15 protein-coding genes are annotated in these 16,300 nt (G+C 72.5%); 7 read left to right on the forward strand and 8 right to left on the reverse strand.

Annotated features, from left to right (window positions below; translation table 11 throughout):
• Nucleotides 1–139 precede the first annotated feature (139 nt).
• The 3 genes from NMK44_RS17210 (at nucleotide 140) to NMK44_RS17220 (ending at nucleotide 2,929) form a co-directional block, all read left to right on the forward strand.
• The gene (locus NMK44_RS17210; RefSeq protein ID WP_254743956.1) at nucleotides 140–610 is read left to right on the forward strand and encodes a hypothetical protein; all 471 of its coding nucleotides are present in this window, start codon (nucleotides 140–142) and stop codon (nucleotides 608–610) included.
• Nucleotides 611–766: 156 nt separating this feature from the next.
• Nucleotides 767–1,441 (forward strand): FadR/GntR family transcriptional regulator, encoded by a 675-nt coding sequence (locus NMK44_RS17215; RefSeq protein ID WP_254743957.1) that lies wholly within the window; start codon nucleotides 767–769, stop codon nucleotides 1,439–1,441.
• A 339-nt stretch (nucleotides 1,442–1,780) separates the two neighbouring features.
• Nucleotides 1,781–2,929, forward strand: a complete 1,149-nt coding sequence (locus NMK44_RS17220; protein WP_254743958.1) for a PAC2 family protein — start codon at nucleotides 1,781–1,783, stop codon at nucleotides 2,927–2,929.
• A 97-nt stretch (nucleotides 2,930–3,026) separates the two neighbouring features.
• Here the strand turns inward: NMK44_RS17220 and mshC are convergent, their stop codons facing one another.
• The 4 genes from mshC to NMK44_RS17240 all read right to left on the reverse strand — a co-directional run bounded on the left by mshC (nucleotide 3,027) and on the right by NMK44_RS17240 (nucleotide 6,692).
• Nucleotides 3,027–4,256: a cysteine--1-D-myo-inosityl 2-amino-2-deoxy-alpha-D-glucopyranoside ligase gene (gene mshC / locus NMK44_RS17225; protein WP_254743959.1), complete on the reverse strand. Its 1,230-nt coding sequence runs from the start codon at nucleotides 4,254–4,256 to the stop codon at nucleotides 3,027–3,029.
• A 163-nt stretch (nucleotides 4,257–4,419) separates the two neighbouring features.
• Nucleotides 4,420–5,295: an SCO1664 family protein gene (locus NMK44_RS17230; RefSeq protein ID WP_254743960.1), complete on the reverse strand. Its 876-nt coding sequence runs from the start codon at nucleotides 5,293–5,295 to the stop codon at nucleotides 4,420–4,422.
• On the reverse strand, nucleotides 5,259–5,849 hold the full coding sequence (locus tag NMK44_RS17235) for a DUF3090 domain-containing protein (RefSeq protein ID WP_254743961.1): 591 nt from the start codon (nucleotides 5,847–5,849) through the stop codon (nucleotides 5,259–5,261). Before NMK44_RS17235 ends, NMK44_RS17230 begins: the two co-directional genes overlap by 37 nt.
• Before the next feature lie 147 nt (nucleotides 5,850–5,996).
• On the reverse strand, nucleotides 5,997–6,692 hold the full coding sequence (locus tag NMK44_RS17240) for a histidine phosphatase family protein (RefSeq protein WP_254743962.1): 696 nt from the start codon (nucleotides 6,690–6,692) through the stop codon (nucleotides 5,997–5,999).
• A 97-nt stretch (nucleotides 6,693–6,789) separates the two neighbouring features.
• Between NMK44_RS17240 and corA the strand changes: the two genes are divergently transcribed.
• Nucleotides 6,790–7,782 carry a magnesium/cobalt transporter CorA gene (gene corA, locus NMK44_RS17245; protein WP_254743963.1) on the forward strand — a complete coding sequence of 331 codons (993 nt, stop codon included), beginning with the start codon at nucleotides 6,790–6,792 and terminating at the stop codon, nucleotides 7,780–7,782.
• Between the two features lie 66 nt (nucleotides 7,783–7,848).
• On the opposite strand, the gene NMK44_RS17250 is transcribed toward corA, so the two are convergent.
• Both NMK44_RS17250 and NMK44_RS17255 read right to left on the reverse strand, forming a co-directional pair.
• Nucleotides 7,849–8,646: a ferritin-like domain-containing protein gene (locus tag NMK44_RS17250; protein WP_254743964.1), complete on the reverse strand. Its 798-nt coding sequence runs from the start codon at nucleotides 8,644–8,646 to the stop codon at nucleotides 7,849–7,851.
• 226 nt (nucleotides 8,647–8,872) lie between these two features.
• Entirely contained in the window at nucleotides 8,873–9,922 is a 1,050-nt protein-coding gene (locus NMK44_RS17255; protein WP_254743965.1) for an LLM class F420-dependent oxidoreductase, read from the reverse strand.
• A 127-nt stretch (nucleotides 9,923–10,049) separates the two neighbouring features.
• Here NMK44_RS17255 and NMK44_RS17260 point away from each other — a divergent pair, with 127 nt between their 5' ends.
• Both NMK44_RS17260 and NMK44_RS17265 read left to right on the forward strand, forming a co-directional pair.
• Nucleotides 10,050–11,030, forward strand: coding sequence for an aldo/keto reductase (locus NMK44_RS17260; RefSeq protein ID WP_254743967.1), 981 nt, complete (start codon nucleotides 10,050–10,052; stop codon nucleotides 11,028–11,030).
• Between the two features lie 461 nt (nucleotides 11,031–11,491).
• Nucleotides 11,492–13,669: a helix-hairpin-helix domain-containing protein gene (locus tag NMK44_RS17265; protein ID WP_254744254.1), complete on the forward strand. Its 2,178-nt coding sequence runs from the start codon at nucleotides 11,492–11,494 to the stop codon at nucleotides 13,667–13,669.
• Nucleotides 13,670–13,906: 237 nt separating this feature from the next.
• Here NMK44_RS17265 and NMK44_RS17270 read toward each other — a convergent pair whose 3' ends face one another.
• Nucleotides 13,907–14,572, reverse strand: coding sequence for a hypothetical protein (locus NMK44_RS17270; protein ID WP_254743969.1), 666 nt, complete (start codon nucleotides 14,570–14,572; stop codon nucleotides 13,907–13,909).
• A 47-nt stretch (nucleotides 14,573–14,619) separates the two neighbouring features.
• Here NMK44_RS17270 and NMK44_RS17275 point away from each other — a divergent pair, with 47 nt between their 5' ends.
• Complete coding sequence (locus NMK44_RS17275) at nucleotides 14,620–14,808, forward strand: DUF5703 family protein (protein WP_254743971.1); 189 nt, start codon at nucleotides 14,620–14,622, stop codon at nucleotides 14,806–14,808.
• 144 nt (nucleotides 14,809–14,952) lie between these two features.
• On the opposite strand, the gene NMK44_RS17280 is transcribed toward NMK44_RS17275, so the two are convergent.
• Complete coding sequence (locus NMK44_RS17280) at nucleotides 14,953–15,852, reverse strand: chaplin (protein WP_254743973.1); 900 nt, start codon at nucleotides 15,850–15,852, stop codon at nucleotides 14,953–14,955.
• Nucleotides 15,853–16,300: the final 448 nt, after the last annotated feature.

A 16,300-nucleotide genomic window follows, 5' to 3' on the forward strand; every position in this document is an offset into this window, starting at 1 on the left:
GGTCCGGTGGGGCGAAAAATCAGCGGGATCGCTCTTGCCTTCTTCGGTGGCACGCGCATCAATGACAGCGACCCCCTCTTCTGACGGGCAGTCAGCACGTTCCGCTTCACGCACCTCCCCCACACCGGAAGGCACCCCCATGAGACGCATCACGCTCGGGATCAGTACGGCACTGGGAACAGCGGCGCTGGCCACCGGGGCGCTCGCCCTGGCGCCGACGGCCTCCGCGGTCACCCCCACGACCGCCACCATCACGGCCGACTGCGGGGCCTTCGGCTCCGGATCGGCGACGCTCGTCGCCACACAGAACGGCACCTCCGCGACCATCACCCTGTCCTCGTCGGCGGTCACGACGCCCCTCGATGTCCCGGCCGGGGCGGTGAAGTCGACCCTGACACTGTCGAAGAACGGCTCGGGGACCACCACCTTCACCGGGAACGCCAACCCGGCCATTCCCGCCAACTCCGCTGTCACCACCGGCCCGCTGAACGGCACGGTCGCGGCGGGCGACAAACTGGAGGCCAAGTCGCTGAAGCTGGTCGTCTTCGGCTTCATCACGGTGAACTGCACGGCCACATCGGCGCAGTCACCGGGGCCGTTCACCTTCTGAGCCCCCCTGAGAGCTTCTGAGCCCCTCCTGAGTCCCTTCCCGGCGCCGCGCATCCGGTCCGGTGGTGTTCCCGGCGGGCACCACCGGATCGCTCATGCCATCGCTCACGCCATAATGGATCCCAGAGATCGGATGTTTGCTCCGGGGAGGTCCACCATGGCGGTCACCGACGAGGCGATCGAAAAAATCAAGGACATGATCGTCTCGGGGGCGCTGCGCCCGGGTGACCGGCTGCCCAAGGAGAGCGAGCTCGCCGCCGACCTCGGCCTGTCCCGCAACTCGCTGCGCGAGGCGGTGCGCGCGCTGTCGCTGATCCGGATCCTCGACGTACGCCAGGGCGACGGCACCTATGTCACCAGTCTGGACCCCCGGTTGCTGCTGGAGGCGCTGAGCTTCGTCGTCGACTTCCACCGGGACGACACGGTGCTGGAGTTCCTCGCGGTGCGCCGGATCCTGGAGCCCGCGGCCACCGCGCTGGCCTGTACCCGGATCGGTGACGCCGAGCTGGACGCGCTCACCGCCGAGCTGGACGCGCTGGGACCGGCGCCGTCGGTGGAGGAGCTGGTCGCCTGCGATCTGGCGTTCCACCGCGCCATCGTCCAGGCGTCGGGCAACTCGGTGCTCTGCGCGCTGCTGGACGGCCTCTCCGGCCCCACCACCCGGGCCCGGGTGTGGCGCGGGCTGACCCATGAGGACGCCGTGCGCCGCACCCTGCACGAGCACCGGGCGATCCTGGGCGCGCTGCGCGACCGGGACGCGGAGGCGGCGCACTCCTGGGCGACGGTGCACATCGCGAGTGTCGAGCAGTGGCTGCGCTCCCATGACGGATGACACCTCAGTTCCCTTGAGCGAAGGGCGAGTTGGGCTGATCCGTGCCCGTGCGGGGCGGCTGTCCCTCCGGGGTGTGCGTACGCGGACGGCCGAGACCCTCCGAACACAACGCAATAGAACATCCGATCTTTTTCGGTGGTCCGATGTATAGCGCCGTTGTTCGCATCCCGTCCAGGAATGCGCGGCGGATCAGGGGGTACAGGTCGGATGAATCTGTGTGTCGCGCTGTACGGGGGCTGCGGTGGAGGGCCCGTTAAGCCGTAGGCTTAGTGCGCACGCAATGGAACTGGAACCGGGGGCGGCACCGACCCGTCCGCCCCGGTCGGAAGGAGGCGCTGGGTGATCGAGCTTGAGGGGGTTCCCGAGCTGATCGACCCGGTCATGATCTGTGCCTTCGAGGGCTGGAACGACGCCGGGGACGCGGCCTCCACCGCGGTGGGGCACCTGGACCGGGAGTGGAAGGGCGAGGTCTTCGCCGCTCTCGACGCCGAGGACTACTACGACTTCCAGGTGAACCGTCCCACCGTGGCCCTGGAGTCCGGGGTCCGCAAGATCACCTGGCCGACGACCCGGCTCTCCGTCGTCCGCGCGGACACCGGTGAGAAGACCCGCGATCTGGTGCTGGTGCGCGGTATCGAGCCCAGTATGCGGTGGCGGTCGTTCTGCAACGAGATCCTCGGCTACGCCCATGAGTTGGGCGTGGAGATGGTCGTGGTGCTCGGCGCGCTGCTCGGCGACACCCCGCACACCCGGCCGGTACCGGTCAGCGGCGTCACCTCCGATCCGGATCTGGCCCGCAGCCTCGACCTGGAGGAGACCCGCTACGAGGGCCCCACGGGCATCGTCGGCATCCTCCAGGAAGCCTGCACCCACGCCGGTGTTCCGGCGGTGAGCCTCTGGGCGGCCGTACCGCACTACGTCTCGCAGCCGCCGAATCCGAAGGCGACCCTGGCGCTGCTCAACCGTCTCGAGGACCTGATCGGGGTGCGGATCCCGCTCGGCGAGCTGACCGAGGACGCACGGGCCTGGCAGCTCGGCGTGGACCAACTGGCCGCCGAGGACAGCGAAGTGGCGGAGTACGTGCAGTCGCTGGAGGAGGCGCGCGACACCGCGGAGCTGCCGGAGGCGTCGGGCGAGGCCATCGCCCGCGAGTTCGAGCGCTATCTGCGGCGGCGGGACGGCCAGCCCGGTCCGGGCGGCCACGCCACCGAGAGCGGAGGTGTCGCGGACGGCCGGGAGGGTCCGGGCACCGGCTCGTATCTGCGGGACTCCGCCGGCGGCCACACACGCCCGCGCAAGCCGTCCCCGAAGGACGACGTGGCCAGGGAGGAGAGCGAGGGCCCGGACGGCGACGAGAGCGCCGCCGAGAGCTCCGACGGCCCCACCACCGGCACCGGCACCGGCACCGACGGGAACGAGTCCACCGACGCGGACACCGGGGACGGGGACACCGGCGGCGGGGAGGACCGGACCGGCTCCGACGGCTGACCACCGCCCCCGCGCACCGTACGGCGAACGGGCCCGCACCGGAAGAAGTGTCCGGTGCGGGCCCGTTCCCGTGGGTCAGGGGCCGGTCAGCGGGCGGTCAGAGCGCCACTCCCAGCAGCGCGTCGACCGCGCGGGAGACCAGGCCGGGCGCCCCCTCGTCCGTACCGCCGGAGGACGACTGGGCGGCGGCCCAGCGGTCCACCGCGGCCAGGGCGGACGGTGCGTCGAGGTCGTCCGCGAGCGCCTCGCGGATCTCCTCCACCAGCGCGTCGGCCGGTGGTCCGTCCGGCCGCGAGACGGCGGCGCGCCAGCGGTCCAGCCGCTCCCGCGCCTCGCGCAGCACCTCGTCCGTCCACTCCCAGTCGGCCCGGTAGTGGTGGGACAGCAGCGCGAGCCGGATGGCCGCCGGGTCCACGCCCTCGCGGCGCAGCGCCGAGACGAAGACCAGGTTGCCCTTGGACTTGGACATCTTCTCGCCGTCCAGGGCGACCATCCCGGCGTGCACGTAGGACTGCGCGAACGGCCGCTCACCGGTGAGGACCTGGGCGTGCGAGGCGCCCATCTCATGGTGCGGGAAGGCGAGATCGGAGCCGCCGCCCTGGACGTCGAAGCCCATGCCGAGGTGGTCCAGGGCGATGGCCACGCACTCGATGTGCCAGCCGGGGCGGCCGCGGCCGAGCGAGGCGCCGTCCCAACTCGGCTCGCCCTCGCGGGCGGCCATCCACAGCATCGGGTCGAGGGGGTTCTTCTTGCCGGGGCGCTCGGGGTCGCCACCGCGCTCGGCGGACAGCAGCCGCATCGCCTCGGCGTCCAGCCCGCTGACCGATCCGAAGGAGGGGTCGGACTCCACGGAGAAGTAGATGTCGCCCTCGAGCTCGTAGGCGGCGCCCAGGTCACGCAGCCGCTCCACCAGCGGCACGATGCCCGGTATCGACTCCACGGCGCCGATGTAGTGCTGCGGGGGCAGCATCCGCAGCGCCGTCATGTCCTCGCGGAAGAGCGTCGTCTCGCGCTCGGCGAGCGCGGTCCAGTCGTCGCCGTTGGCCACGGCCCGCTCCAGCAGCGGATCGTCGATGTCGGTGACGTTCTGGACGTAGTGCACCTGCCGCTTGGTGTCGAGCCACACGCGCTGAACGAGGTCGAACGCGTTGTAGGTCGCCGCATGCCCCATGTGGGTCGCGTCGTACGGAGTGATACCGCAGACGTAGATGCGGGCGACGGGGCCGGGGGTCAGGGTGACCGAACCCCCGGTCGCGGTGTCGTGAATCCTCAGGTCGCGGCCTCTGCCAGGCAGGGCGGGAACCTCAGAAGCGGGCCAGGCATACATGCAATGAGCGTAACCGGATGCCAGTTCCGGATACGAACCGGACCAGACCTGTTGGCCGGATAGGCGCTCTTGCGTTCCTTCCCCGAAGGTGCTGTACCCCTGTTCGACAGCCGCGACGCGGTACGCCGGGGGCACCGCGAGGGGGCCCGCCGCCCCGCCGGTTTCAGACCGGCGGCCAGGGGATCGCGGGCCACTGTCCGCTGGGCTCGGGGTGCGCCCCGGTGCGCAGCAGCCCGGCCACCCGGGCCCGCAGCGCCTCGATCTCGGTGGCCGTGATCAGCTCGGCCAGCCGGGCGCCCAGCGGTCCGCCGTCGGCCAGCTCCCCGGCCAACCGGCCCAGCACCTCGAGCACATCGTCCGGAAGCGGCTCCCCCGCCCATCCCCACAGCAGGGTGCGCAGCTTGTCCTCGGCGTTGAAGGTCACACCGTGGTCGATCGCGTAGAGCCGTCCTCCGGCGGCGGGCAGCAGATGGCCACCCTTGCGGTCACCGTTGTTGATCACCGCGTCCAGGACGGCCAGCCGGCGCAGCCGTACGTCGTCGGCGTGGACCAGCAGCGCGGTGCGGCCCTCCCCCACCTCGGCGAAGCCGACCGCCTTCCAGCCGGGGCCGGGCTCATCGCCCTCGACCAGGGCCAGCAGCTCGGTACCGTCCCCGGTGCCGGTCCCGGACCCGGCCTCGTCGTCAAGGCCCTCGCCGTCGGCCACCTCGACCCACAGCTGGCACATCCCCTGCCCGTACGGACCGTCGCGCAGCACCGTGGGCGGGACCAGCCCCCAGCCGGTGGCCTCGGAGATCTCGTACGCGGCCACCTCGCGCTGGGCGAGGGTGCCGTCCGGGAAGTCCCACAGGGGGCGCTCCCCGGCCACCGGCTTGTAGACGCACGGCGCGCTGTGGCCCATGTACTCGACCGTGCAGTAGAGCACCGCGTTGGACGCCTCCCGGACCCGGCCGCGCACCGTCAGCTCGCCCAGGGCCAGCAGCTCGGACGGCTCCGGGGGCGTCACGCCCCGCGGCGGTATCCGTTCTGGCGCGGACATACGTGTCCCTCCGGGTCGAGCGGCAGGCTGCACAGCGGGCACGGCGGGCGGCCCGCGTTGACGACGTCCAGGGCGCGCTTGGCGAAGGCGCGGGCCTGGGTGCCGGTGAGCCGGACCCGCAGCATGGGCGGCCCGTTCACATCGTCCTGGAGCAGCCGCTCCTCGGCCTCGGCCAGGTCCTCCTCGGACTCGGCCTCCAGCTCGACGAGGGCCTGTGCCTCGACGATCATGCGTTGTTCCTCGCCGTCCCAGGCGAGCGCCATGGTGCCGACCCGGAACTCCTCCTCCACGGGGGCTTCCAGCGGCTCGGTGTCGGCGAGTTCGGACGGTGCGACGGCGGGGACCGGGGCGTTTCCGCCGGTGCGCCGGACCACTTCGTCCAGCAGCTCGTCTATCCGCTCGGCCAGCGCGGCGACCTGGGTCTTCTCCAGCGCGACGCTGGTGGTGCGGCCACCGGCGGACGCCTGGAGGAAAAAGGTGCGGCGACCAGGCAGCCCGACCGTACCGGCGACGAAACGGTCCGGCGGGTCATAGAGGAACACCTGACGGGACAACGTCCTGCTCCATTTGGTTCGACTGCTCGGCTGGTTGACTGCTGATTGCTGAATGTCACGACTGCCCGGTCACGGCGGTCACGGCGTGTGCGCGCCGCGGCACCACCCTACTGCGCACGGAGATCACGTCGCGCCCGCGCACGGCGTTCACGGCGCTCCCGCGTCGCCGCCCACCGCCGCGTCCCCGCCCTGGTCACCGGGGGCGTGCTCACGCGGGACCAGCCCCGCGAAGTCGCCGGTGTCCCCGAGCCGCACGAGGAACGGCCGGGTCGGGGTGTAGCGGATCGCGGTGACCGAGCAGGGCTCGGCCGAGATGCGCTGGAAGAGGTCGAGGTGGAGTCCGAGGGCGTCGGCGACCAGGGACTTGATGATGTCGCCGTGCGAGCACATCAGATAGACCGCGTCCGGGCCGTGCTCCGCCTCGATCCGGGCGTTCCAGTCGCGCACCGCGTCGACCGCCCGCGCCTGCATGGCGCGCATCGACTCACCGCCGGGGAAGGCGGCGGCGGAGGGGTGCTGCTGGACGACGTTCATCAACGGTTCATCGGCGAGCTCGGCCAGTTTGCGGCCCGACCAGTCGCCGTAGTGGCACTCCCCGATCCGTTCCTCGGTGTGCAGGGGCAGCCCGGGGCGGGCGGTGAGCAGCGGGGCGAGCGTCTCCCGGCAGCGCTGGAGCGGGCTGGTGACGGCGGCGGCGAGCGGCAGCCGCGCCAGCCGGTCGGGCAGCGCAGCGGCCTGTGCGGCGCCGCGCTCGTCGAGGGCGACACCGGGCGTCCAGCCCGCGAGTACACCCGCGGTGTTCGCGGTGGACCGGCCGTGCCGTACGAGGATCAGCATGGGCATGGCTGCCACCCTACGACCCTGGACGGGCACCTCAGCGGGGGTGCTCACGCATCCTCGGCACCGCCCCGCTGTGCGTATCGGAGGCAAGGGCGGCAGAATGCCCCGCGTGATCGTGGATTGTGCCATCTACCAGGACGGGCGCCGCACCGAGGGACCCGCCGACTTCTCCGACGCCCTCGACCAGGCGCGCGCGGCCGGGGACTCCTTCCTCTGGATCGGGCTCCACGAGCCGACCGCGAACGAGTTCGAGCTCGTGACCAGCGAGTTCGGACTGCATCCGCTGGCCGTGGAGGACGCCCTGCACGCCCACCAGAGACCGAAGCTGGAGGTGTACGACGACTCCCTGTTCCTGGTGCTCAAGCCGGTCCGGTACGACGACAAGGCGGGCACCGTCACCGCGGGTGAACTCATGGTGTTCGTGGGTGACTCCTTCGTGGTGACCGTGCGGCACGGGGAGTCCAATCCGCTCGGCGCGGTGCGGGAGCGGCTGGAGGACGCGCCGGAGGTGCTGCGGCACGGTCCGACGGCGGTGATGTACGCGGTCGCCGACGCGGTCGTGGACCACTACCTCGATGTCGCGGACGAGCTCCACGAGGACCTGGACGGACTGGAGACCGATGTCTTCGCGCCGGACAGCGTGGCCGGGCACAACACGGCGGGGCGGATCTACGCCTTCAAGCGGGAGGTGCTGGAATTCCGCCGGGCGACGGGTCCGTTGGCCGAGCCGATGACGCGGCTCGCGGGTGCCGGGGTGCCGTTCGTCCACGAGGGGTCACGGCCGTTCTTCCGTGATGTCAGCGACCATCTGACCCGGGTGAACGAGCATGTGGAGGGGCTGGACCGGCTGCTGTCGGACATCCTCGCCGCCCATCTCGCGCAGATGGGCGTCCGGCAGAACGACGACATGCGGAAGATCTCGGCGTGGGCGGCGATGGCCGCGGTGCCGACGCTGATCGCCGGGGTCTACGGGATGAACTTCGACGTCATGCCGGAGCTGGAGCAGCCGTGGGGCTATCCGGCGGTGCTGCTGCTGATGGCCGGTGCGATCACGCTGCTGTACCGGATGTTCAAGCGCCGCGGCTGGCTCTGAGCGTGACCGGGTCCGCGGACCCGGTCACGCGGCCGGGGCTCAGGCGGACGGACTCAGGCGAAGGGCTCAGGCGAATTCGGGGGCCTCTGAGGCGCTCGGCGAGGGACCGCCCAGGGCGTTCCGCCGCTCGGGCATCCGCAGGGTGACCATCCGCCGCCAGCCGCCCAGCCGCTCGAAGCCGTACATGGCGCGCACACCCGCCGCCAGCAGCGACGACTTCGCCTTGGACCAGCCCAGGATGTGCCCCATATGGGACATCACGGCGAGGCTGACCGACCGGTAGACCTCCATCTCGACCAGTGCGCTGTCCCGCAGGGTGCGCTGGATGGTCCGGCCGTACCCGACGGCGGCCAGCCGCAGCAGCTCCTCGTGGCAGTAGGCGAGGTGGTTGTCCTCGTCATTGGAGATCATCTCCACCGCGCGGCCGAGGACCGGATGGTCTCCGAAACACTTGCGCAGCAGCATCATCTGGGCGGCCGCGCGCTGCTCGGTGACCCTGCTGTGGGCGAGGTAGACGACGATGTCGTGCTCGGTCAGCGGCTCGTCCCGGCGCAGCTTGTCGTGGGCCAGACCGATACCGCGCGCCTCCAGCAGCATGGTGTAGTCGGTGTCGCGCGGGACCTCGATGGGCTCCAGGTCACGCTTGCGCAGCAGCGCGTTGAAGATGCGCCCGTGCTTGTCCTCGTCGGCGCCATGCCGGGCGATCTTGGGCGCGAGGGCGCGCTGGCTGTCGGGCACGAGGGCGGCGATCCGGCCGTTCTCCCAGCCGCCCTGGGCCTCGCCGCTGGCCGCGATGGAGCAGAAGAGCCGGAACGCCTCGTCGTTGTCGAGGATCTCCTGGAAGACACTTTTCGCCGAGAGCATCGCCGCCACCTCCGTGCGCTCCGTGCACGACCTCCGCGCAGAAGAAGTCAAATGCCGGGGGTACGCGGCGGCAACAGGTGAGGGGTCCGGCTCGTCCACATGGGCGAATCCGCGGAAGGCGCGCGCGGGCGTAACCACTCGGGCGCGGGGGCGTTGTGCACGGTGACGGCCGTGGCGGGGAAGACCCCCGAGCCCCCACCACGGCCGCAGGACTTCTCCGTAGGCCTCAGGCCACCCCGGCCCGTTCCAGCGCCTCGACACCCGCCCGCAGACCGGCCAGCCGCTCCTCCAGCGTGAAGCCTGCGGGGGTCAGCGACAGGGTGGTGACCCCGGCCTGGGCGTACGCCTGCATCCGCTCGGCGATGCGCTCGACGGGGCCGATCAGCGAGGTGGAGTCGATCAGCTCGTGGGGCACGGCCGCGGCGGCGCCCGCCTTGTCACCGCTGAGGTACTTCTCCTGGATCTCGGCGGCCTCCTTCTCGTACCCCATGCGCTGCGCCAGCTTGTTGTAGAAGTTCTGCTTGGCGCTGCCCATGCCGCCCACGTAGAGCGCGGTGTACGGACGGAAGTGGTCGGCCAGGCCGCGTACATCGTCACCGACGGCCATCGGCACGGTGGGCACCACGTCGAAGCCCTCGAGGTCCTTGCCGACCTTGGCCCGGCCGGCGCGCAGCGAACCGAGGGTGGTCTCCTCGGCGTGCTCGGGGGCGTAGAACAGCACGAGCGCGCCGTCGGCGATCTCGCCCGTCTGCTCCAGGTTCTTGGGGCCGATGGCGGCGATGTACAGCGGGATGTGCTCGCGGACCGGGTGCACCGTGAGCTTGAGCGCCTTGCCGGGGCCGCCGGGCAGCGGCAGCGTCCAGTTGTCGCCCTCGTGGGTCAGCCGCTCGCGGGACATCGCCTTGCGGATGACCTCGACGTACTCACGGGTGCGGGCGAGCGGCTTGTCGAACCGCACGCCGTACCAGCCCTCGGAGACCTGCGGACCGGAGACGCCCAGGCCGAGGCGGAAGCGGCCGCCGGAGAGGGTGTCGAGGGTGGCCGCGGTCATCGCCGTCATCGCGGGCGTCCGGGCCGGGATCTGGAAGATGGCGGAGCCGACGTCGATGCGCTCGGTCTGCGCGGCGACCCAGGCGAGCACGGTGGCGGCGTCCGAGCCGTACGCCTCGGCCGCCCAGCAGACCGAGTAGCCGAGCCGGTCGGCCTCACGCGCGACCGCGAGGTTGTCCGCGTCCATCCCCGCGCCCCAGTAGCCGAGGTTGATTCCGAGCCTCATACCGCACCTCATACTGATCAGTAACGTCCCTGTTCCGGGGACTCTAGCGCGCGAGGCCGCGATACGGCAGAGGGAGGTTATCCACAGCCCGCCACGGCTCGCATTCCGGCCAGTAATCTCGACGTTCATGGAGCAAAGGCACCTCGGCCGCACGGGCCTGCGCGTCTCCCGGCTCGGACTCGGCACGCTCACCTGGGGGCGGGACACCGACGAACACGACGCCGCGGACCAGCTCAAGGCGTTCTGGGAGGCGGGCGGCACACTGGTCGACACCGCGGATGTGTACGCGGACGGCGGTGCCGAGTACCTCCTCGGGCAGCTTCTGGAGGGGCTGGTGCCCCGGCGCGACCTCCAGATCGCCACGAAGGCGGGCAGCGTGCCCGATCCCGACCGGCGGTTCGACGGTTCGCGCGGCCATCTGCTGGCCGCGCTGGACGCCTCGCTGGAGCGGCTGGGCACGGACTATGTCGATCTGTGGCAGGTGCACGCCTTCGACCCGGTGACCCCGCTCGAGGAGACCCTCCAGGCGCTGGACATCGCGGTCAGCAGCGGACGCGCCCGGTACGTGGGCGTCTCCAACTTCTGCGGCTGGCAGCTCGCCAAGGCCGCCACCTGGCAGCTCGCCTCCTCCGGTGCGCACACCCGGCTCGCCAGCACCCAGATGGAGTACTCCCTACTCCAGCGCGGAGTGGAGCGCGAAGTCCTGCCCGCCGCCCTCGATCTGGGTATCGGGCTGCTGCCGTCCTCCCCGCTCGGCCGGGGCGTGCTGACGGGCAAGTACCGCCATATGACCCCCTCGGACTCCCGCGGCGCCTCCGAGCTCGCGGCCTTCGTCGCGCCGTATCTCGACGAGGAGGCGGGCCGTGTCGTGGAGGCGGTCGCCATAGCCGCCGACGGTCTGGCCACCACCCCGCTGGAGGTCGCCCTCGCGTGGGTCCGCGACCGGCCGGGCGTCGCCGCGCCGATCGTCGGCGCGCGCAACGCCCAGCAGCTCAGGGCCGCGTTGTCGGTGGAGACCCTTAGTCTTCCGGACGAGATCTGCCAGGCGCTCGACGATGTGTCGGCGCCCGTGCACCGCTATCCCGATCAGGACTGGAGCACGCTGTGAGTAGCGACCGCCTCGCCGGCGAGGCCGCATCCGCGCCCGAGGAGGCCGGCACCGCCCCGCAGGCGGCGCCCGCGCCGGAAGCGGATGCCGGGGGTGGCGCCACCGGGGCGGGCGAGCCCGCGGGGAGCCGGGCGGAACCGGCACCCTCGGGCGTCGCCGCGTCCGTGGCCTCGGAGGGCGCCGAGGCCGGCCCGGACGACCAGGGGCGTGGCGCGGCCGAGTCGGGCGAGGCCCCCGAGGAGGCGGACACGGACACCCGCGCGGGGGCGGATGCGGAGGGCTCGCCTAGCCCGGCCCGCGAGCCGGATGCCGCTGTACGCGGCGCGGCCGACCCGACCCATGAGCCGGTTGACGGCGATGACGACCGCGCGGGGCGGTCGGACACGGACAGCGGGACCGAGGCGTCGGCGGCCGCGGGCTCGCCCGCCCCCGCCCGCGAGCGGGTCGGCAACGGAGACGGCATGGACAGCGGGGGTACGGCGAGCGACTCCGCCGGAGAGGTTGAGGCGTCGGGCCCGGCCGCCGGGACCGGCGCGCCGAAGGGCGCGGGCTCGCCCGACGCGGCCGACACCGCCCCCGAGAAGACCGGCGGGGGCGGCAAGGGGCGGCGGTCGGCCGCCGCCGAGGCACTCGCGGCCGCGGTGCGGGCCGTGGAGAGCGGTGAGCGGTCAGCCGCGTCGTTCTTCAACGAGCCCGCTCCGGCCCGTCGTCCGGCACCCGCCCCGGCCGCCCCGGCGGCGCCCCGGCCGCCGCAGCCCCGGCCCGGCCCGGCCGAGGGCGCGGTGCGGGCCGCGTCCCGCCCGAGGCGCGGTCCGGACGGTGAGGTGCCGGGAGCCGCCGGTGTCCGGCAGGTGCTCACCGCCGGTGGGGCGCCCGAGTCGCTGGCCGGGCAGGTGGCCGAGGTGCTCGGCGAGCGGGCGGCCGAGGCACTGCGGGAAGACCCCTGGCAGCTCCTCGCGGTCCCCGGGGTCCGCCACGAGCAGGCCGACGGCTTCGCCCGCGCGCTGCTCGGCCCCGAGTGCCGTCCGGACGACGAGCGCCGGGTGCGGGCGCTCACCGGCTGGCTGCTGGAGCGCGCCGCTCTCGAGGGACACACCGCGCTGGAGTCCGGGGCGCTGCGCACCGCGCTCGCCAAGGTGTCCGTGCCCGACCCGGACGAGGCGCTGCGTACGGTGATCGCCGACGGCGAGGTGCTGGTGTTCCAGGACGCGCTGGACGCTCCGGCAGCCGCCCGCCCCGCGGGCGACGACGGCGAGGAGGACGCCGAACAGCCCGTGCGGATCCTGCTGGGACTGGACCGCTACGCACTGGCGGAAGAGAGCCTGGCGGACGGTCTGGCCCGGTTGGCCAGCACCTTCTCCGTACCGGCCGTCCCGGCGGAGCGGTCCGCCGACGACGAACCGGCCGACGGGCCGGGGGCGGTCCACGGACCCGCGGCGGCCGACTGGGAGAAGGCTGCCGCCGCCGCTCCGTCCGCCTCCGCCGCCGAGTTGATCCGTACCGTGGCGGACCACGGCCTGGTCGCCCACAGCGGTGGCGAGGCGGCCCGCGCCGAACCGGCGGCGCTGGTCGCCGCCGCCCGCGCGATGGGCCTGCGGGCGTACGCCGCGGCGCACAGCGAGGACGGCAGACGGCGGCTGGCCGCGCTGATCGACGCCGACGCGGCCGGGGACGCGGCGCCGTCGGCCGTCACCGTCGCCGGGCTGCTGTCCGGCGGCGAGGGCCCCGGCCGCGACGAGGAAGGGGCGCTGGAGCTCGACGTGCTGGCCGTGCTGGACGCGCCGCAACTCGACGTCGAGACGGCGGCGATGCTCGTCGAGTCACTGCCGGACGGCGCACGGCTGGTGCTGAGCGGCGACCCCGGTGTGCTCTGGTCGGCGGGGCCGGGGCGGGTCTTCGCGGATCTGCTGGCGGCCCGCCGCTGCCCGCAGGTCGTCTCCCGCACCCCGGACCCGGGGCCGGTCGGTGAGCTGGTCTCCGGGATCGGCATCGGCGAGCTGAACCAGGTCGAGGCACCGGGCAAGGAGGTCGTGATCGTGCCCGTGCGGGACGCGGGCGAGGCGGTGCACCGCACAGTGCAGCTCGTCGCCGACTCGGTGCCGCGCGCGATCGGCGTGCCGCCGGAGGGGACGCAGGTGATCACCCCGGGCCACGGCGGTGCCGCCGGGACGCGGGCGCTGAACGCGGCGCTCAAGGAACGGCTGAACCCGGGCCCCGGCCGGTTCGGCGGCTTCGACCCGGGCGACCGCGTGGCGTACACCCCGGCCCCGGGCCGTACGGTCCTGGCCACGGTGGTGTCGGCGGAGGCCGACGGGCTGCGGCTGGACTGCGGCGGCACACCCGTGGTGGTGGCGCGTGAGGACGTCGGTGAACTGCTGCGGCACGGCTGGGCGATCACCGCGCACCAGGCCGCCGGGGCGCGGTGGCCCGCGGCGGTCGTGGTGCTGCCGGGGGACGCCGTGTCGGCTCTGACCCGGTCGTGGGTCTACACCGCGTTCAGCCGTGGTGAGCGCCATCTGTCCGTGGTGCACGGCGCGGATGCGGCGCTGCCCCGGGCGGTGGCGGAGATCCCGTTCAAGGACCGCACCACCCGTCTGCGCGCCCTCCTCCAGGCCCAGGTCCCCCCGACATCTCCCTGACGGCCTCGTCCCCGGGCACAGGGCGGCTTGCCACGGCCGCGCCGTGCGGGGCGGTGGCGCCACGCATCATGCGCCGCGCACGGCCGGCCGCGGGCCGAGCCGGATTCGGGGCCCGGTGCGGCTCCGGCCGATGCAAACGGGCCGGGGCGGTCGGCGGTCACGCGTCCGCGCCGACGGAGTCCGGAGCGCGGCGCCGGGCGGGGCCGCCCGGCGCACAGCGCTTCCGCGGCTCGCGGTTCAGCCTCCCGGGCCCAGTACCTCGAGGTCTTCCTCGTCCTCCTCGTCGAAGACCGAGCTGACGTCGAAGCGGCAGACCACCTGCTCGGGGTCGGCCTGGTCGAAGGGGGCGGACAGCCACTCCCCCGGTTCGGCGGGCTCCTCGGCTGCCGCCACCCACAGGGTGGAGTCGCCCTCCTCCAGTCCGAACTCCTTGTGCCGGGAGGCGATCTCATCCGGCTCGAACTCGCCGAAGAGCACGCCCAGCGCGGCATGGACGCTCTCGCCGACGGCGGCCGGTTCACCGCCCAGCCTGCCGTTGCCGGCGGCGGAGTCCGGATCGAGATCGGCGATCCGCTGGGCCTGTGCGAGCAGCCGCTGCGGTTCGTTGATCGTGTAGTCCCGCCGGATCAGTACATTCAGCACGCTGGGCTCGTCCGGCCCGGCGTAGGCGGGCAGCGTGTCATCCCCGGGGATCTCGAAGGGGGTGACCTCGTCATAGGCGTCGTAGAGCAGCTCGTCATAGACCTCGGCTGCCGCTGCCAGTTCGTTGAACGCGGCATACACGGCTGGGTCTGCTTCCCCCGACCGGCGTTCGACAGCGTCGAGGTGACGATCCAGTGCGGCCTTCACCGCTTCGGCGGCGGCGCGTACCTCGGCAGCGGATGGCTGCGCAGCATCAGACATAGTGCAGACGCTATCCGTAGCAGGGCAGTTCCCGCACAATAGATGCGATGCCGGAATATGAATTCTGCGACGTGTATGTCCCGCGCGGGGTCTCCCGCAAGGCGACCACCCGCATACTGACCGACCACGCCGAATACGGACACTGGGAGTTGGATCGCCTCAGGCTCAACCCCGACGGCAGCCGTCGGGTACGGCTGCGGCGGCGGATCATCCGCCAGCTGCGCGCCACCTGGTAGCGCGCCGGAACGCGGAGCGGGCCCCGCGGTGTCGCGGGGCCCGCCGAGAGTTACGCCGTCGTCACACCATGTGGTGTGGCGGTCGGTGAATGACCCGTGCCGTGTGGTGCCTGCTGCGCGCCGTAGCGGTACGGCGCGTGCGGGTCAGCGGCGCGCCGCGCGGGCGCGACGGTAGAGCACCGTGCCCGCGAGCAGCATCCCGGCGGCGGCCGGAATGGCCAGGTCGACCGGTCCGGCACCGGTGTGGGCCAGCTGCTCGTCACCGGCGACGTGGGAGCCACCGAGGTTCGCGGACGGGTCGGACCCGTCCGTACCGGGCTGGTCCGAGTCATCGCCGGGGTTGTCGTCACCGGGCGTGTTGTCACCCGGGGTGTTGGGCTCGCCCGGGTTGTTCGGCTCACCGGGGTTGTTGGGCTCCCCCGGCTCGTTCGGCTCGCCCGGGTTGTTGGGCTCACCGGGGTTGTTCGGCTCACCGGGCTCGTTCGGCTCACCGGGGTTGTTGGGCTCCCCCGGCTCATTGGGCTCGCCCGGCTCGTTAGGCTCGCCCGGCTCATTGGGCTCACCCGGCTCGTTCGGCTCACCGGGCTCGTTCGGAACCGCCTCGACCATGCCGCAGTCGCCGCCGTCGCTGGAGTTGCCGATCGCGGCGACGCCGATGTTGTTCCCGCACACATTGACCGGAACGTTGACCGGAGCCTGGACGTTGTTGCCGGAGACGATGCCGGGCGATCCCTGGGTGCCGCCCTGGGCCTGGGAGCCGCTGGTGGAGCTGGAGCCGCCGGAGCCGCTGCCCGAGTCATCGGTCTGCCCGCCGCAGCTCCCGCCACCGGAGCCGTTCAGCATCCCGATGACGGTGACCGTGTTTCCGCACAGGTTCACCGGCACGTTCACCGGCGCCTGGATCGAGTTGCCCGACACGATCCCCGGCGAGCCCACGGCGCCGCCGTCCGCCCCCGAGCTCGCGTGGGCGTAGCCACCGGTCACGGCCAGCACTCCGCTCGCCGCCGCTACGGTGATCAGGCCCTTCTTCGCAACCTGTCGCATAACTTCTTGCTCCCCTGCCTTTGCCGTCGTCCCAGCCGGGTTGCGCGCGGACGTCTTCCGTCCGCGCCCCCATGCCCGGGCCGCTCCGGAGCGCATGGCACGCCCTCCGAAACCACCCGGGATCACATCCCGGTGGACCGTGACCCGATGTCACGTGATCGATGCGGTAATTGCCGAAGGCGGGGTACTGCTCCCACCCCCCAATTCGGCATCGCGGCCCCTGTCACGAGCCGCACACCCCATGTAACGAGGAGGGAGCAATCAAGCTATCAAGCTACGACAGCATTCACTCTTTTCGGTTCTTTCGGTATGTCTGATCGATTAGGCCGAACCGGTGGATGCCCGTGACCGATCGCCGTCCGCACCGGTCACAGCGGTGATCGGCGCGAAGCGGACACGACCGCGGGGCACCAGCACGGCACGAGCCGGGCCATGGCGCGGCCATGGC

The sequence above is a fragment of the Streptomyces cucumeris genome (genome assembly GCF_024295805.1).
GTDB classification, from domain to species: domain Bacteria; phylum Actinomycetota; class Actinomycetes; order Streptomycetales; family Streptomycetaceae; genus Streptomyces; species Streptomyces cucumeris.

Excerpts from the sequence above, each read along its gene's own strand:
- NMK44_RS17210 (WP_254743956.1), top strand. The coding sequence starts at position 140 with ATGAGACGCATCACGCTCGGGATCAGTACGGCACTGGGAACAGCGGCG.
- NMK44_RS17215 (WP_254743957.1), top strand. The coding sequence starts at position 767 with ATGGCGGTCACCGACGAGGCGATCGAAAAAATCAAGGACATGATCGTC.
- mshC (WP_254743959.1), bottom strand. The coding sequence starts at position 4,256 with ATGTATGCCTGGCCCGCTTCTGAGGTTCCCGCCCTGCCTGGCAGAGGC.
- NMK44_RS17230 (WP_254743960.1), bottom strand. The coding sequence starts at position 5,295 with ATGTCCGCGCCAGAACGGATACCGCCGCGGGGCGTGACGCCCCCGGAG.
- NMK44_RS17240 (WP_254743962.1), bottom strand. The coding sequence starts at position 6,692 with ATGCCCATGCTGATCCTCGTACGGCACGGCCGGTCCACCGCGAACACC.
- corA (WP_254743963.1), top strand. The coding sequence starts at position 6,790 with ATGCCCCGCGTGATCGTGGATTGTGCCATCTACCAGGACGGGCGCCGC.
- NMK44_RS17250 (WP_254743964.1), bottom strand. The coding sequence starts at position 8,646 with ATGCTCTCGGCGAAAAGTGTCTTCCAGGAGATCCTCGACAACGACGAG.
- NMK44_RS17255 (WP_254743965.1), bottom strand. The coding sequence starts at position 9,922 with ATGAGGCTCGGAATCAACCTCGGCTACTGGGGCGCGGGGATGGACGCG.
- NMK44_RS17260 (WP_254743967.1), top strand. The coding sequence starts at position 10,050 with ATGGAGCAAAGGCACCTCGGCCGCACGGGCCTGCGCGTCTCCCGGCTC.
- NMK44_RS17265 (WP_254744254.1), top strand. The coding sequence starts at position 11,492 with ATGGACAGCGGGGGTACGGCGAGCGACTCCGCCGGAGAGGTTGAGGCG.
- NMK44_RS17270 (WP_254743969.1), bottom strand. The coding sequence starts at position 14,572 with ATGTCTGATGCTGCGCAGCCATCCGCTGCCGAGGTACGCGCCGCCGCC.
- NMK44_RS17275 (WP_254743971.1), top strand. The coding sequence starts at position 14,620 with ATGCCGGAATATGAATTCTGCGACGTGTATGTCCCGCGCGGGGTCTCC.
- NMK44_RS17280 (WP_254743973.1), bottom strand. The coding sequence starts at position 15,852 with ATGCGACAGGTTGCGAAGAAGGGCCTGATCACCGTAGCGGCGGCGAGC.